At 46.1% G+C, this 15,688-nt stretch carries 14 protein-coding genes; 12 read left to right on the plus strand and 2 right to left on the minus strand.

Annotation, left to right across the window (positions count from 1 at the left end):
* The first annotated feature begins 58 nt into the window (after window positions 1-58).
* The 10 genes from NYE42_RS03645 to NYE42_RS03690 all read left to right on the plus strand — a co-directional run bounded on the left by NYE42_RS03645 (window position 59) and on the right by NYE42_RS03690 (window position 10,341).
* Complete coding sequence (locus tag NYE42_RS03645) at window positions 59-652, plus strand: hypothetical protein (RefSeq protein WP_064108224.1); 594 nt, start codon at window positions 59-61, stop codon at window positions 650-652.
* Window positions 645-956 (plus strand): transcriptional regulator, encoded by a 312-nt coding sequence (locus NYE42_RS03650; protein ID WP_014417146.1) that lies wholly within the window; start codon window positions 645-647, stop codon window positions 954-956. The genes NYE42_RS03645 and NYE42_RS03650 overlap by 8 nt, the downstream gene beginning before the upstream one ends.
* Window positions 957-1,847: an ABC transporter ATP-binding protein gene (locus tag NYE42_RS03655; protein WP_015239351.1), complete on the plus strand. Its 891-nt coding sequence runs from the start codon at window positions 957-959 to the stop codon at window positions 1,845-1,847.
* A 14-nt stretch (window positions 1,848-1,861) separates the two neighbouring features.
* A complete protein-coding gene (locus tag NYE42_RS03660; protein WP_064108223.1) occupies window positions 1,862-2,602 on the plus strand; it encodes an ABC transporter permease in 741 nt (246 codons plus the stop codon).
* A 775-nt stretch (window positions 2,603-3,377) separates the two neighbouring features.
* Window positions 3,378-5,306 (plus strand): LTA synthase family protein, encoded by a 1,929-nt coding sequence (locus tag NYE42_RS03665; protein WP_003155677.1) that lies wholly within the window; start codon window positions 3,378-3,380, stop codon window positions 5,304-5,306.
* 216 nt (window positions 5,307-5,522) lie between these two features.
* On the plus strand, window positions 5,523-6,287 hold the full coding sequence (locus NYE42_RS03670; protein WP_015417001.1) for a glucose-1-phosphate cytidylyltransferase: 765 nt from the start codon (window positions 5,523-5,525) through the stop codon (window positions 6,285-6,287).
* 6 nt (window positions 6,288-6,293) lie between these two features.
* Window positions 6,294-7,262 carry a GDP-mannose 4,6-dehydratase gene (locus tag NYE42_RS03675; protein ID WP_144464609.1) on the plus strand — a complete coding sequence of 323 codons (969 nt, stop codon included), beginning with the start codon at window positions 6,294-6,296 and terminating at the stop codon, window positions 7,260-7,262.
* A gap of 24 nt (window positions 7,263-7,286) precedes the next feature.
* Window positions 7,287-8,198 carry a putative nucleotide-diphospho-sugar transferase gene (locus NYE42_RS03680; protein WP_007408949.1) on the plus strand — a complete coding sequence of 304 codons (912 nt, stop codon included), beginning with the start codon at window positions 7,287-7,289 and terminating at the stop codon, window positions 8,196-8,198.
* 28 nt (window positions 8,199-8,226) lie between these two features.
* A complete protein-coding gene (locus NYE42_RS03685; protein WP_020955479.1) occupies window positions 8,227-9,387 on the plus strand; it encodes a glycosyltransferase in 1,161 nt (386 codons plus the stop codon).
* 15 nt (window positions 9,388-9,402) lie between these two features.
* Complete coding sequence (locus NYE42_RS03690) at window positions 9,403-10,341, plus strand: putative nucleotide-diphospho-sugar transferase (protein ID WP_032871781.1); 939 nt, start codon at window positions 9,403-9,405, stop codon at window positions 10,339-10,341.
* A 29-nt stretch (window positions 10,342-10,370) separates the two neighbouring features.
* Here NYE42_RS03690 and NYE42_RS03695 read toward each other — a convergent pair whose 3' ends face one another.
* Both NYE42_RS03695 and NYE42_RS03700 read right to left on the minus strand, forming a co-directional pair.
* A complete protein-coding gene (locus tag NYE42_RS03695; protein ID WP_094032616.1) occupies window positions 10,371-11,600 on the minus strand; it encodes an MFS transporter in 1,230 nt (409 codons plus the stop codon).
* Window positions 11,601-11,717: 117 nt separating this feature from the next.
* Window positions 11,718-13,103 (minus strand): amino acid permease, encoded by a 1,386-nt coding sequence (locus NYE42_RS03700; RefSeq protein ID WP_042634952.1) that lies wholly within the window; start codon window positions 13,101-13,103, stop codon window positions 11,718-11,720.
* Window positions 13,104-13,348: 245 nt separating this feature from the next.
* On the opposite strand from NYE42_RS03700, the gene NYE42_RS03705 reads away from it, so the two are divergent.
* Together NYE42_RS03705 and NYE42_RS03710 are read left to right on the plus strand one after the other, a co-directional pair.
* The gene (locus tag NYE42_RS03705; RefSeq protein ID WP_007408954.1) at window positions 13,349-14,806 is read left to right on the plus strand and encodes an aldehyde dehydrogenase family protein; all 1,458 of its coding nucleotides are present in this window, start codon (window positions 13,349-13,351) and stop codon (window positions 14,804-14,806) included.
* A 15-nt stretch (window positions 14,807-14,821) separates the two neighbouring features.
* Complete coding sequence (locus NYE42_RS03710; protein WP_003155664.1) at window positions 14,822-15,676, plus strand: methyl-accepting chemotaxis protein; 855 nt, start codon at window positions 14,822-14,824, stop codon at window positions 15,674-15,676.
* Window positions 15,677-15,688: the final 12 nt, after the last annotated feature.

Raw genomic sequence — 15,688 nt, forward strand, 5'->3', positions numbered from 1 at the left:
ATGGAATTAGAATATACTCTGTTTCACAAAGTACTTTGTAAAAAGAGGAGCCTGTCTTATGTCAAATCAGAATTTTCGAGAATCAGAGATAGCTGAAAACTTATCTCATATCAAGGTCTTGACGAACTACAAGACTGAGTACTCAAGGCAAACCAGTCCATATTTCATTATTTGGGGCTGTATATGGATTATTGCGTACTCCGTTTCTTTATGTAAGGTACCTTCTGTAGTCCTTGCTTGTGTCTGGTTAATACTGGCAGTACTAGGATGGATACTGACTTTGAAGACATATCTTAAGCAGAAACAATTTGATCCCATGCCCACTTTCTTAAAGAATCAATTAAAATATGCATGGATTGGATTCATATTAGTGATATGCATTTTTGTTTTTCTGATTTTAATGGGGTTATTGCCGCGAACAGGAGAATTTCTATCGTTTTTGATCGTTTTAATGGTGTCTATTATGTACATATTCTTAGGCATCGTGTTAACAAAAGAGATTTTTATTATGGGATTTTGGCTGAGCATACTCGGTATGCTTACATTCTGTTTATTTCCTGAGGCAATGAATATTGTTTTTGCATTTATTGGCGGAGGCAGCCTATTACTTACAGGAATGATTTTGAAAAGAAAAGGGCAAGGAAATGAGTAATGTTAACAATATCAATGATTTAATACATGCCAAAGTACGGTTGGGAATTATGAGTTTATTGATGACTTATGATCAATGTGATTTTACTTTCCTGAAAAAGTCATTAGACATCACAGATGGGAATTTAGGTTCGCATCTGAAAAAGTTAGAAGATGCAGCTTATATAGAACTAACCAAGAAGTTCGTATCCAAAAAGCCGAAGACTATTGTTCAGATTACGAAAGAAGGGAAAGCAGCCTACAAGGAGTACATTAATACAATTGAATCCATATTTAAGATGAATAACAGCGGGGGAATGGTGTAAATGCTGCAAGTTGAACATATAAGTAAGCGCTATGGCACGACTCTGGCTTTGGACAATGTGGCTTTAACAATTCCGAAAGGAGTCTGTTATGGACTTGTTGGACCGAACGGATCCGGCAAATCTACCTTAATTAAGATCATCTCGCGCATCATCCGGGAATATGACGGTAAGGTTGAATTTGTCGGTAATGAAAATGGCAGACTGGGTTATGTTCCACAGGATATCAGCCTTGAAGAAAAATTAACCGCAAAGACCAACATGGAATTTTTCGGAAAGGTGCATGGACTGAATGGCTTAAAACTAAAGCAAACAACAAAAAAACTGTTAGAAGATATCGGGTTGTCAGAAAGGACAAACGACGTTGTGGAGAACTTTTCCGGAGGAATGAAGCGCCGTTTAAATATCGGGTGTGCACTAATGCACGATCCAGACTTAATTATTCTAGATGAGCCGACGGTAGGCGTGGATCCGCAATCACGCCGCTACATTTTTAACATCGTAAATCGACTCAAAAAAGCCGGTAAAACCATTATTTATGTGAGCCATTACATGGAAGAGATTGAAACTCTTTGTGACTATGTAGCTTTTATCGACAGAGGGCAGATTATCGATGAAGGAGAAATAAATGAACTGCTTAAACGACATGAAGAATCATCTATTATGTTTAACTCCTCATTGTCTCATGAATTAATAAAGAGCCATGGTTTTGAGTTTTCAGTCGTTAATTCAGGGCTGATAATAAAAACCAAAAAACCTTTAGAAACCATGGAGCGCTTAATTAGCGTCAGTAAGGAAAACAATATTGTGCCTCATCAGTTGTTTTTATATAAGCCAAAATTAGAAGATGTATTCTTTAAACTTACCGGCACTGATTTGCGTGATGAAGAATAAAGGGGGAATTTATCATGTTACCGCTCGCTCAAATTGAAACGCTAAAACAGTTAAAGGATAAGTCTCTGTTTTTTTGGACTATTATATTACCCATTGTGTCCATCATATTGCTGATTGAGCTATTTACGACAGACAGTACAAACAAAACTTTAGTAGCTTCACAATCTGTAACCGGTATGAGCGTATTCTTTTCTACATTCATTATTATCTCCATCGTTATAAGTTTTGTAAAGGATCGGGAAAAAGGAATTGTATCAAGACTGGCAAGTACCCCTTTAAAGCCTTATAACTTCTTCTTAGGAAAAAGTACCCCTTTTTTAGTCATAACTTTTATGCAAATTCTTCTCCTTTCTGTTTTAGGAATATTTCTGTATGATATTGAAATTAATAATTTTCCGGCGTATCTGTGGGTTGTTGTGTTGATATCTTTACTGGTTACATCCTGGGGAGTTGCCATTTCAGTCTTTGCAAAGACTGAAAATACCGGTTTGGTCATGACAAATGTGATTGCATTAGGTACCGCTGTTGTATGCGGTTTATGGACCCCTTATGATCAATTACCAAGCTATCTTCAAACTATTGGAATGCTCTTTCCTCAGTACTGGGCGCATCAAGGGTTAATTCAATCGGTCTCGACGATATCGGGAGGAGAAAGTCTAATATGGGTAACCCTTGTTGTACTGAGCTATATAATACTGGGATTTATAGTTTCTCTAATTGGATATCGGCATTACATTAAAATGGCAAGAAACTAGACCGCTGAAGAATGGGTCATTAAAACGCAGCTGGGACTAAAAGGAGAGCGGGAAAAGATAAGTGAAAAACTAAAACTGTATGTCGAGGGTCTATTTAAAAAGTACGAAAGAAATTCGTTACTGAGCAGAAAAAAACGGAGCTAATTCCTTTATTGGCGGGTTTGATGAAACCAGTTCACAATTTTTTTCGCTAATGAAAAACAGAAATTTGCAAGACGCGTTAAGGACCAGTGTTGGAGAACAGTTTAAGCAGTCACAAATGCCAGCTCTGCTGCATGGTTGGATTATAAAAAACAAAAGGTAAACGTGAAGAAAGCATTTTTGTATATCTTTAGGGTCTAAGCGATAATTTGACAGGTAAAGGACTGGATGACTCCAGTCCTTTTTTTACATCAGCAAAAAAAACCTTCAAGTTTTTCAGCCCCTTTGCATACAATAACTTCAGCCCGCCTGTTGGGCGGCTGTCTTTGATATTCATTTTTCGTTTTTAGAAGTTTGTGTTATTCTTATATTTGGTATCTCCTATTTTCAGACCGGGTCTGATACGGTACCTTTTAATGCCAGAAAAAAAATGTGAAACGAAGAACGGATATCCTGCGTCTAATGGCTGGCGGGATAAGATGTTCAATGGGCATGACACGAATGATAAATATATCGTTTTTTTTAAATGGTGTGTTTATGGGGCTGTGTGATGCTTTCGTTTTGCTCGGAAAGCAGGAATTGAAGCAAAAAGTAAGAATACAGATTTAAAGTGTTTAGGAAAGTAGAGGTTGCCATGAAGAAATTATTTTCTTACAGACTTAGTTTTTTTGTACTGGCTATTATTTTGTTTTGGGCCAAAACGTATTTAGCCTATCATGCTGAATTCAACCTTGGGGTGAAGGGTCCGACGCAGCAGTTTCTGCTTGTGATCAATCCGTTCTCAAGCGCCATTTTCTTTTTAGGACTGGCATTGTTTGCGAAAGGCCGCAAATCAGCGATTATCATGGTGATTATTGATTTCATCATGACGTTTATTTTGTATGCAAATATCCTATTCTATCGATTCTTCGATGATTTCTTGACATTCCCGAACTTAAAGCAATCCGGTAATGTGGGAAATATGGGAGACGGCATCTTCAGCATTATGTCCGGCCATGATATTTTATACTTTGTTGATATTATTATTTTAATCGCGCTTCTGGTGTGGAGACGTGAGCTGAAGGAATTCAAGCTGAAAAAACGGTATACGTCATTAATTATCGTGACGGGTATTGTTTTGTTCTTCGTGAACCTGGCGATTGCCGAAGAGGACCGCCCGGAGCTGCTGACAAGAACGTTTGACCGCAATTACATTGTAAAATACTTAGGCCTTTATAATTACACGATTTATGACGGCGTACAGACGGCGCAGACGGAATCCCAGCGGGCATATGCCAGCAGCGATGACCTGACGAGCGTTGAAAACTACACATCGTCGCATTATGCGAAGCCGAACGCCGAGTATTTCGGCAAGGCCAAAGGCAAAAACATTATTAAGATTCACTTGGAAAGTTTCCAATCGTTTTTGATCAACTACAAACTTGACGGAAAAGAAGTCACGCCGTTCCTGAATAAACTCGCCCGCGGCGGAGAGGACATGACGTACTTTGATAACTTTTTCCACCAAACGGGCCAAGGTAAAACATCTGACGCCGAGCTGATGATGGATAACAGCCTGTTCGGACTGCCTGAAGGGTCAGCCTTCGTGACAAAAGGGGAAAACACGTATCAATCGCTTCCTGCCATCCTTGATCAAAGTGAGGGCTATACAAGCGCCGTTTTACACGGTGACTACAAATCATTCTGGAACCGTGACCAGATTTACAAACATATCGGCTACGATAAATTCTTTGACGCCAGCACATACGATATGTCTGATGACAACCTTGTCAATATGGGACTGAAGGATAAACCATTCTTCAAAGAATCCATTCCGAAGCTTCAATCGCTGAAACAGCCGTTCTACGCGCATTTGCTCACGCTGACGAACCATTATCCGTTTACGCTTGATGAAAAAGACGCAACGATCGAAAAAGCGAAAACGGGCGACGCGACTGTGGATGACTATTTCCAGACGGCGCGTTATCTCGACGAGGCGCTTGAACAGTTCTTTAAAGATCTGAAGTCATCCGGTTTATATGACAACTCGGTGATTATGCTTTACGGAGACCACTACGGAATCTCTGAAAACCATAACCGCGCGATGAAAGAAATTCTCGGCAAAGAAATTACGCCTTATCAAAACGCGCAGAATCAGCGTGTGCCGCTTATGCTTCGCATCCCTGGCAAAAAAGGCGGGGTGAACCATACGTACGGCGGTGAAATGGACGTTGTGCCGACGATCCTTCACTTGGAAGGCATCGATTCTAAGAAATATATTAATTTCGGCACCGATCTCTTCTCGAAAGACCATGATGATACGGTGACGTTCCGTAACGGAGATTACGTCACGCCGAAATATACTTCCATCTCCAATGTCGTATACGATACGAAGACAGGAAAAGAACTGAAAGGCAATCAGGAAACGAAAAACCTGAAAGCCAGAGTCACAGAGCAGCTGAAGCTGTCTGACAGCGTGATGTACAAAGACTTGCTCAGATTCCACAAATTGAGCGACTTTACGCCGGTTGATCCGTCTAAATATCATTACGGCAAAGAAAAGCTGAATCAGGATAATAAATAATAGAAAGAGCCTTACGGAATTTCCGTGAGGCTCTTTTTTTTGTGTGTATCTTCACCAATCTGAAAAAAGAGAGAGCTTTTGGTCACAAAGGGCGCCAATCTCTCATATCTTACAGTAGATTTTGAAACCGGTGATAGAGAATCGGACAAATTATCGGGTTGGTTTCTCTTATACGGGCGGTTTCGAATCCAATATTCACAGAGAAGAGGGGTAGAGATGAAAGCAGTCATTCTCTGCGGCGGAAAAGGAACGAGAATGAGCGAAATCACCAATGAACGTCCCAAACCGCTCGCCATGATAGGCGGCAAACCGATTCTATGGCATATTATGAAACTCTATCAATACTATGGCGTGAACGAATTTATCCTGCTTCTTGGTTTCAAAGGAGAGATGATTAAGGAATATTTCTTAGATTATGACTGGAAGAATCACAGCATGACGCTGGACAGCTCTACCGGAGAAGTACGGATATTGGGAAAATCCGAGCCGTGGAAAATCACTTTTTTAGACACGGGGGAACACACGCAGACAGCGGGGCGGCTTTTACAGGCAAAGGACATCATCGGTGATGAAACCTTTCTTATGACGTACGGGGACGGACTGGCCAACATCAACCTGTTTCATCTGATCAGCTATCATCAATCAAAAGGGGCAGCGGTGACCGTCACCGGTATAGAAAAGTCCTCGCAATTCGGAACGCTGACGGTTGAAGACGGCATGGCGAAAAGCTTTTCTGAAAAAACCTCGAGTGACGGCATCATCAACGGCGGATTTTTCGTACTCAGCCCGAAGGTATTTGATTATCTGCCGAAAGACAGGGATGTCATGTTTGAAGAAGAACCGCTGAAAGAGCTGGCGAAAGACGGCGAATTGGCGGTATACCGGCATTACGGTTTCTGGACGGCGATCGATACGTATAAAAACCTGCTGGAAATCAACAAGATGTGGGACCGGGGACAACATGTATGGAAGGTATGGTGATCAAGTTTGAGTTTCTGGAAAAATAAAAATGTGTTTGTGACGGGATGTACAGGTCTTTTAGGAAGCTGCTTGGTGAAGGAACTGATCGATCAGGGGGCCAATGTGACGGGACTTGTCCGTGACACTGTGCCCAAGTCGAACCTGTATCAGGGAGAACAAGTGAAGCAAATGAATATCGTGCAGGGTGCGCTTGAAGATCTGGATGTGATTGAGCGGGCGCTGGGCGAATATGAAATTGACACGGTCTTTCATTTAGCCGCTCAGGCGATCGTCGGCGTCGCAAACCGCAATCCGATTTCCACATTTGAAGCCAATATTCTCGGCACATGGAACATCCTTGAAGCGTGCCGCAGGCATCCGCTCATCAAGCGGGTGATCGTCGCGTCCAGTGATAAAGCGTACGGCGACCAGCCGACACTGCCGTACGATGAAAACATGCCTCTTCAGGGCAAACATCCGTATGACGTATCAAAAAGCTGTGCCGATTTGTTAAGCCACACATATTTTAATACGTACGGACTTCCGGTCTGTATTACGCGCTGCGGCAACTTGTACGGCGGCGGAGATTTGAACTTTAACCGGATTATTCCGCAGACGATTCAGCTCGTGCTGAACGGTGAAGCGCCGGAAATCCGCAGCGACGGCACATTTATCCGTGATTATTTTTACATCGAGGATGCGGTCGAGGCATACCTTTTGCTGGCGGAAAAGATGGAGGAGCTCAATCTTGCGGGAGAAGCGTTCAACTTCAGCAATGAGATTCAGCTGACGGTGCTGGAGCTTGTAGAAAAAATTCTTAAGGCCATGGACAGTGACCTCAAGCCGAAAGTGCTCAACCAGGGAAGCCATGAAATCAAGCACCAATATTTATCGGCGGAAAAGGCGAGGATGCTTCTGAATTGGACACCCGCACATACCATTGATGAAGGATTGGAAAAAACGATCGAATGGTATAAAGCCTTTTTTCAAAAGTAACAGAAACAGAGGTGAGAGAAAGACGTGACAAGCGCATATTGCACAGTTTTATCAAAAGGAAGGCTGTATCAGGCTATCGCTTTGTTCGGCTCATTGAAAGCGGTTCAGGCGGACGCCCCCATTTTTACTTTGTGTATGGACCAAGACACCTATGACGTGCTTCAGGCAATGCGGCAGGATAATGTCACCTTGATTCAGGTGTCCGCACTGGAAAATGAGGAGCTCCTTGAACTGAAGCGGACGAGGGATCAGAGCGAATACTGCTGGACGGTGAAGCCGGTATTTCTCGAATTCGTGCTGGACGGACATCCGGAATTAGAGCGTGTCACGTACATTGATGCCGATTTGTTTTTCTTCGCTGATCCGCGCGCGATTTTTGACAATCAGCCGGATTGTTCGGTGCTTCTGTCACGGGGCGATATCGTCATTCCCTCATTTGGAAAACAGGAAATCGACATGCTGCAGCGTCTTTTAGGCCGGTATAATTCCGGTTTTCTCAGCTTCAAAACCGACAGTGCCGGTACAGATTGTCTCAGATGGTGGAAAGAACGCTGCCTGGAAGAATGCAAAAATGCGCCGGGCGAAGGAAAATTCGGAGATCAAGGCTACTTGGATTACATGTCCGGCCTGTTCCCGAATGTGTGTGACATCACCACGCCCGGCGTGAATATCGGCCATTGGAATTACGGCCGCCACACGTTTTCATGGAAGGACGGGCGTCTTGTGCTCGAAGACGGAAGTCCGCTGATTTTCTATCATTTCAGCGGATACCGGATCGTTACAGCCGGCGACATTCGGCAGATTCATGAGACGGACCGGACCGACCTGCCGTTTGTCCATCAGCTTTATCAGGACATTCTGAAGCGGGTGATCGGGACGGTCAGCGCCGTCTGCCCGGAGTTCAGCGGCTTTGCATCTGAGGATGATAACAAATAAATGATCATATACAGGAAGTGAACGAAAAGTGAAGGCAAGCGTCATTGTTCCCGCATATAATTCCAAGGAGCGGCTTTATAACAGCCTGCTGTCCCTGAATGAACAGGAATGCACAGAGCCGTTCGAAGTGATTGTGGCTGACAACGGTTCGGAAGACGGAACCTTATCCATGCTTGAATCATTCAGCGCGAATTTTCCGCTGATTTTTGTGAGAATTAAAGAAAACAGAGGGATCGCTTACGGACGGAATCAGGCGGTCCGCAATGCCAGAGGCGATATTTTGATCTTCCATGACAGCGACATGCTTGCCGAAAAGGATTTGGTGGCGAAGCATATCAAGGCTCATGAGAACCGGGACGATTTAGTCGTATGCGGTATGTTCTGGAAGCGGATTTACAGCTTTTATTATGACCGTTTTGAAAAAGAGCATAAAGAGAAACTCGCCGAACTGTATGAAGAGCTGCCGGGCGATAAAGAGCCGCTCCTTGATGAAAGTGACATCAGAGACGGAAGTTTTCTTGACCAATGCTTTGATTTAGATACCGACTTTATCCGTGTGCTGAAAAGCATTTTGGAAAAATACGGAGATGATTTGAAAGGCTACCGTCTGCCGTGGCGTTTTTTCATTACGAACAATTCGTCAGTCAAGAGACAGCACGTGGCAGATCTCGGGCTGTTTGATGAAGGCATTGTCAGATACGGCTTTGAAGATTATGATCTCGGCATCAGGCTTCATCAGTCGGGAATGAGATTTCAGCTGCGGCGCGATATCATGAGCGTCCATCAGGAGCATCCGAGCAACTGCGCTTCCGTTGATGATATCAGGGCGAATATCGCGTACATGTGCGACAAGTACAATGACATTCGTTCGCTTGACGTGCACCTCGCGTTTAACGGCCCGTTTGACGCGGAGTTAACCAACAGCATGATGGCAGACATCGAAGTGCTGCTTGATTATGAGAAATATGAAAGCCTGCTGCACATTTTTCTCGAGCTGCTGCACGCGGTTAAAGACCGCAACCTCGACCCGGACTGGAAGACGAAAAGCCCGCGGATCACGGCGAACAGCTTCAATCTGCCGGAGGTCGGAAAGCTTTTGGCAAAAGCGGAAAAAAAGCTGGGCGTCACGCACTTTGCAAGGGCGTTCAAAGCGCTGGCTGCTGATTTACTGCATGTGGATCTTAAATAAATTGGATGTGATATGGTGAGTAAATATCATTTTTCAACCATTGTTTCCAGAACGCATATCTTTAAACTGATGCCGATGATTCATTCTCTCCATGAGCATTGCCGGGATTTTCATCTGTATGTGCTGTGTGTCGACCAGAAAGCGTACGAACTGCTTCAGCAGGTGCCGTGGGAACATGTCACGGCGGTTCAGCTCCATGAAATGGAGGACCCGGAGCTGCTTGAAGCAAAGGGCGGACGGACGTTTCATGAATATTGCTGGACGCTGAAACCGGCATTTCTGTTCCATGTGATGACGGAGTATGATGGAGCCGAATATTTTGCCCACTTGGACACCGATCTCTTTTTCTTCTCAGATGCGGGCGAGTTGTTTGCGGAAAAGCCGGATGCTTCCCTTTTTCTGACGGATCACCGCAATTCAGAACGGTTTGCGTCTTATTACAAGCTGACGGGGCAGTACAACACCGGGTTTGTCGGCGCGCGGAATACCGGGGAAGCGTATCGGGCGGTCTGGCAGTGGAGACAGGATTGCATCTCCTATTGTACGGTGGAGATGAATGAAGAAAAAAAGACATACGGTGACCAAAGGTATGTTGAAAAGTGGCCCGCGCAGTTTGAAGACGTTCATGTCACGGAGTCGATCGGCGCGAATGCGGCGCTGTGGAATATTGAGCAATATGACGTCAGCCTGCGCGGCGGGGCTGTATATGTCAATGACACCCCGCTGATTTTTTATCATTTTTCAGGCTTTACGCTCGTCACGGAGAACGAATTCAATCTGTGCTGGTACTATCACATTGATGACGAGGCGACAGTCAATATGATTTACGTGCCGTACATCAAAAACGTAAAAAAATGGATTGATGAAATTCAAAAAGCGTTTCCTGATTTCAGAGACGGGTTTATTCCGAAGTATGCGGTTCCTGACACTCATTTTTATACGGTTGAAACATAAAATCCCTGCCTTTTCGGCAGGGATTGTTTTTATGAATGCCATTCTTTTAATGTTTTGTCGCTCGGCAGGACAAAGGCGAGCAGACCTAAAACGGGCAGAAAGGCGACGGCTGTCATGGTCGGCGTCAATCCCGCTGAATCAATAAGAGCTCCGAGCGCAACGGCTCCGATCGCGCCCATTCCGAAGGCGAGCCCGACCGTAAGCCCTGACATCGTTCCGATTTTGCCTGGAACAAGCTCCTGCGCGTAGACAACAGTCACGGAGAAGCTGGACATCAGAACAACACCGATCAGCGCCAGTACGCCATAGGCGATGACAGGCCCCGCAAACGGAAGGAAAATCGTCAAGGGAGCCGATGCTATCATCGAAACGAAGATGACGTTCCGCTTTCCGAAACGGTCTGCAAGCGGCCCGCCGAGAAACGTTCCGACAGCTCCGAAAAATAAAAAGACGAAGATGTAGCTCTGTGCCTGCTGAATGCTGACATGATAGGCATTCATCGCATAGAACGTATAAAAGTTGCCGATCGCGCTCACATACCAGGAGCGCGCGAAAATTAAGAAGATAATCATGATAAGGGCGAGAATAATCGGTTTTGTAATCACGGTCTGCACAGCGGAGGCCGGTGATTTTTTACTTACGGCGCGCAAATGAATAAGGCGGCCTTTATACCATTTGGCGATATAGATGAGAAACAGCACAGCGATTGCGGCGACAAGTGTAAACCAGACAGAGCCGAATTGACCGAGCGGAACGAGAATCAGCGCGGTAATCAAGGGCGCCATCGCCTGGCCGGTATTCCCTCCGACTTGGTAAATCGATTGCGCCAAGCCGCGCTTTTCGCCGGCGGCCATGTAGGCGACACGCGATCCTTCAGGATGAAAGACGGCGGAGCCAAGGCCGATAAAAAAGACACAGCATAAAATCGTCAGAAAAGACGGGGCGAACGCGAGACCTAAAATGCCGAGCATGCTTGCGGTGAGTCCGAGCGGCAAGGCATACGGCATCGGGCGTTTATCCGTATACCAGCCGATGACGGGCTGCATCACGGAAGACACCATATTCAGCGTAAAGGCGATAATTCCGAGCTGCGTAAATGTAAGATTCATGGAACGTTCCAATATCGGAAACATCGCCGGAATCACCGCTTGCAGTGAATCGTTCAGCAGATGACAGATCCCGATAATGAACAAAATAGAATACATGGTTGTTTCGGGACGATGGACAGGTTTTTCTTTAAGCGGGGCGGCAATTGCCAAAGTGATTCTCCTCCTTTTTATGTAAACGAAGCATACACCATATTATTCATAAGGTGAATGAATTATCAAGTGCAAAAAAGGCTCTTCTTTCTCAAACAGAAAAAAGAGCCTCCCTTTTTATTTATTTAACAAACTGTGTTTTCTCGAATACATCATATAAACGACGATCCCGGCGGCGATCCAGATGACAAAGGCGAGCCATGTCACGCCCGGCAGGCTGCTTGCGAGATACAGGCATAAGCATGCGCTGATGATCGGCACAAAAGGCACGAAAGGAACACGGAAGGAAGATTTGATCTCCGGATGTTTCTTTCTTAAAACGATGACGGCGATCGCAATGACCGTAAAGGCCGCCAAGGTTCCCATGTTGACGAGATGAGCCAGGGTTCCCAGATCAATAAAACCCGCGATCCCGGCGGCAACGATCCCCGTCACCCATGTGTTTTGAAACGGTGTTTTAAAACGCGGGTGAACCTTGGAAAACATGCGGGGCAAAAGGCCGTCTCTGCTCATCGCAAATGTCAGGCGCACCTGAGCGTAAAGCAGAGCGAGCATGACCGTTGTAATCCCGATAATCGCGCCGACGGAAATAATGCCTGCTATCTTGTTCTGGCCGACAAATTGGAGCGCGAAAGATACCGGATCCCCGACATTCAGCTTGGTGTACGAAAGCATTCCCGTCAGGACGAGCGATACCGTAATGTAAAGGACGGTGCAGATGGCAAGCGCGCCGATGATTCCGAACGGCATTGATTTCTGCGGGTTTTTCACTTCTTCCGACGCGTTTGACACGGCATCAAATCCGAGATACGCGAAGAAAACGGTCGCGGCGCTCGTGATGACGCCTTTCATTCCGAACGGCATAAACGGCGACCAGTTTTCCGGTTTCACGTAGCCGAAACCGACGATGATAAACAGCAGAATGATCGCAATTTTCATCAATACAATGACATTGTTAAAGCGGGTGCTTTCTTTCACGCCTCTTGAAACAATCGCGGTAATGACCAAAATAATGATAACGGCCGGCAGGTTGAACACGGCACCCGTTTTGCTGCCGGGTGCGGCGGTCAGCGCCTCCGGAAGATGCAGCCCGAAGCCCGCAAGAAGCGACTGGAAATAGGATGACCAGCCGGTTGCGACGGCGGCGAGCGCGATGACATATTCAAGCATTAAGTCCCATCCGATTAAAAACGCGAGACACTCCCCGAGAGTGACATATGAATACGTATATACGCTGCCTGAAATCGGAATGGATGAAGAAAATTCCGCATAACAAAACGCGGCGAGCGCGCAGGCAAGGCCCGCGAGCACAAACGACAGAATCAAAGCCGGTCCTGCGCCTGTCGCGGCCACAGTCCCGGTAATCACAAAAATCCCCGTGCCGACAACACAGCCGATTCCGAGCAAAACCAAGTCAAAAGCGCTTAACGAGCGGGACAGGCTGGTCTGTTTGCTCTGGGCCTTTAAGTCGGCCAGCGGCTTTTTCCGAAATAGTAAAGACATATGGGTCCTCCTGAAAATTCATAATATTCTTATCATTATATACACTGACGTTTGTATTATATTGTCGAAATTTCTCGCAGTCAATTAAAGAATTTTCCACTTTAAAAGGACAAAGCTAAAAAGCGTCGATGCACGGAAGGAACGGGAATTTTATTGTGAAATAGTTCAATTTTCTCACCTTAAGACCGATACAAAAGATGACTCATCAACTAATTTCAAGTTTCGGTGAAAGGGAGATGTTTTACATGTTTCAATATGAAGAACTAAATAAGCAGTTTATCGGCGGCCGATGGAGGGATGGGAGCAGCCGGAACGTATTGGAAAACAGAAATCCTTATACTCAAAAAGTCATCACCTCATTCCAAAAAGCGACGTCTGATGACGTGGATGCGGCATATCGCGCCGCGGCTCTTGCGAAACAAGAATGGGACAAAGTAAACCCTTTTAAAAAGCGGGCCATTTTGGAAAAAGCCGTTTCTTTCATTGAAGAGCACGAAGAAGCGATTATTTACTTAATCATGGAGGAGCTTGGCGGAACACGGCTGAAGGCTGAGTTTGAAATCGGACTTGTCAAAAATATGATAAAAGAAGCCGCAACATTTCCGGTGCGGATGGAAGGGAAAATTCTCCCGTCCACGATTGACGGAAAAGAAAACAGGCTGTACAGAATACCCGCAGGAGTCGTGGGGGTGATCAGCCCGTTTAATTTCCCGTTTTTCCTTTCGATGAAATCTGTTGCGCCGGCACTCGGCGCGGGGAACGGCGTCGTGCTGAAGCCTCATGAAGAAACACCGATCTGCGGCGGAACGCTTATCGCGAAAATTTTTGAAGCGGCCGGCGTACCGGACGGGCTGCTGAATGTTATCGTGACGGATATCGGGGAGATCGGCGACAGCTTTGTTGAGCATCCCGTCCCGCGGATAATCTCATTTACAGGCTCAACCGGAGTGGGCAGCTATATCGGACAGCTTGCGGTCAAACACTTTAAAAAACCGCTGTTGGAGCTTGGCGGAAACAGCGCGCTGATCGTGCTAGAGGATGCTGATCTTGAATACGCCGTCAATGCGGCCGTATTCAGCCGGTTTACGCATCAAGGCCAGATCTGTATGTCGGCGAACCGCGTGCTCGTTCACACATCTGTATATGACAAATTTACAGAGCTTTACGAAGCGAAAGTGTCATCGCTGAAAGTCGGCGATCCGATGGACCCTGATACGGTTATCGGCCCTTTAATCAATGAGAGACAGGCGGAAGGTCTGAGACGGTCTGTCGAAAAAGCGATAGAAGAGGGAGCGGTTCCGGTGCTGTCCGGCCGATTCAGCGGAACGGTCGCTGAGCCCGTCATTTTAAAAGATGTGAAGCCTGAGATGAGCATTGCGAAGGAGGAGCTGTTCGGACCGGCCGTCTGCATCATGCCGTTTGAAACGGAGGATGAAGCGGTAAGCATCGCAAACGCGACACCGTTCGGTTTAAGCGGAGCCGTGCATACGGCAAACGTTGAGCGCGGCGTTGAGTTTGCTAAGCGGATCGAAACCGGCATGATTCACGTCAACGATACGACCATTAATGATGAACCGAACGTCGCGTTCGGCGGCGAGAAGCAATCAGGTCTCGGCAGGCTGAACGGCGAATGGAGCCTAGAAGAATTCACCACGCTGAAATGGATTTCGGTTCAGCATGAAAAACGGCAATTCCCATATTAAGAAGGAGTGAAAGAAATGAGTATACAGACGGAGCAGCAAACGCACAGCCTGCTTGACGCATTTGTCAAAGTTGCGCCTTTTTTAAACAGCCTGATCCAAGATGACATCACCATCGGAATTTATGATACAGAAAAATTAATCGTGAATATTCCGGCTAAAACGTTTTCTCTTAACGTAAAGCCGGGAGACCCGCTGCAAAAAGGGGACATCATTACAGACGCGATCCGCATGAATCAGAAGAAGACAAGCATGGTGCCGAAAGAGCTCTTCGGATTTCCGCTGATCGCCAGAGCGATTCCGCTTCACGATGAAAACGGAAAAGTCATCGGCGGCGTCGGTCTCGGCACGAGCCTTGAAAAATCAGCCAAGCTTCACGATGTCGCTGAAAGCCTGTCCGCCGTCGTGGAACAGACCGCTTCGGCCATCGCGGATATCTCAGAATCCATCAGCGGTTTCTCAGCACAGATGACCGGGATTTCCGCTCAGGCGAAACAAGTCAGTGAAAGCGCGGGAGAAATCGCCGACATTTCCGTCACTGTCAAGGGCATCTCGGATCAAAGCAATCTGCTCGGTTTGAATGCGGCCATTGAAGCCGCGAGAGCAGGAGAATCCGGCAAGGGCTTTTCCGTGGTGGCGGACGAGATCCGCAAGCTTGCCACTCATTCAAAAGACAACGTCGGCCAAATTGACCAGATTACGAAAAAAATCCACAGCCTGCTGAAAGGGCTGGAGGACTCAATTGAATCCATCAACCAGAACACGGACGGCCAAGCGGCGGCGGTTGAACAAATTTCTGCCACCATGCAGGAAATTTCGGGAAGCGCCCAGCATTTAGCGAAAATGGCTGAAAACGTACTCGGAGAGTCATAAAAAAGGGAGCTT

Source organism: Bacillus sp. FSL K6-2865, assembly GCF_040311405.1.
In the GTDB taxonomy this organism is placed as follows: Bacteria; Bacillota; Bacilli; order Bacillales; family Bacillaceae; genus Bacillus; species Bacillus velezensis.